Source organism: Candidatus Litorirhabdus singularis (genome assembly GCF_026262625.1).
Lineage (GTDB): Bacteria > Pseudomonadota > Gammaproteobacteria > Pseudomonadales > Halieaceae > Litorirhabdus > Litorirhabdus singularis.
On the sequence record NZ_SHNN01000017.1, the window covers coordinates 1 to 1,305 of the forward strand.

At 63.5% G+C, this 1,305-nt stretch carries 1 protein-coding gene; it reads right to left on the reverse strand.

The genetic code is table 11. The features are described 5' to 3' along the window. A partial coding sequence (locus tag EYC98_RS21655) for a fibronectin type III domain-containing protein (RefSeq protein ID WP_420887211.1) occupies positions 1–1,305 on the reverse strand: 1,305 nt, incomplete at both ends.

The window sequence follows — 1,305 nt, forward strand, 5'->3', positions numbered from 1 at the left end:
GGCCACCCGACAGCACGTCATTGCCATCGCCACCGAGCACAATATCCCGGCGCTCGTTCAAGGAGTGCTGCGCAAGGTCAATCTCAAGCGGGGTATCCACGCTGCCCAGCGGGGCGAACGTCAGACTATAGACAGCCGGTACCAGGTCCGGCGAGGAGACACGAATCAGGTACCCGGTGTCGGCCGCTAGCCCGGTCAGAGTGCCGATTGTCGCACCAGGGACGACCTGAATACTCTGCACTGCTTCGCCCGAGACCGGATCGATAATCGAGACTTCGTAGGTGAACCCCGCAAAGTCTGCATTCACGGTGAGCTGCAGCTCACCGGCGAATCCGAGCCGGAAGCTGAAGTAGTCCTGGTCCTGCGGGTTGTCAAGGGTCAGACCCGCGAAGGTGGTGACTGCCGCGATCGCCACATCCGAGGCGCCAAGCGTGCCGCCCAGGGCGTGTGCGAACGCTGCCGAGTCGTTGCGGGTGCCGAGCTCCGCCTTGTCTGCCAGGATCGACGTACCGCCCAGGATGGTCACCCGGTCGTCACCCGCGCCTGCATCCACCCACACCGACTTCTGTACCGTCGGACCGACGATGATCTGGTCGTTACCGCCCAGCGCATCGATAATAATGACCTGGAAGTCTCCCTCCGCCGGCAGCAGACCATTGAGCGAGGGCGCCGCCTCCGTTTGCAGACCCGTCAGCGGATCCTCCACCAAGCTCAGCAGTCGCCGTGCCTCCCAGATCAGGTTGCCGCGGTTGTCCGTTGCCTGGAAGTCCAGCCGCACCGTGGCGTCGAAACTGAAGTTGCCGTTCACCTCCGTCAACCGCGTGATCAGGTGATGATCCCCCAGCAGCCCCGGTTCGGTAACGAAATCCACCGTGATCACGTCGTTCGCATTGGTGCCACCGTAGTACCAGACCTCGGTGCTCGCCCGCGCATACTCCTTCCACTCGTCGCCCTCGACCTGGCCACCGTCCAGCGTGTCGAACGACTGGCCGTCGCGGCGGTACAGCACATCGTCGCCGCCGTTGCCGTACAGGAAGTCGAGGCCGGTACCGCCAAACAGCTGATCCGCCTGACTGCCACCCAGCATCCGGTTGAGACCGGTGTCTTCCAGTGTGTACAGGCCATTGCCGTCGGTGTCGCGCAGCGTGCCGTTGGCATCGACGAAGACACCGAACTGTCCGCCCAGCTCCGGATCACGCGACCAGGCATAGAGATCATTCGTCCCGCTGCCACCAATCAGGTCATCGTTGCCCTGGCCGGCGTAGAACACGTCATGATCGCTCGCCTGCCCATCACCCAGGTCGC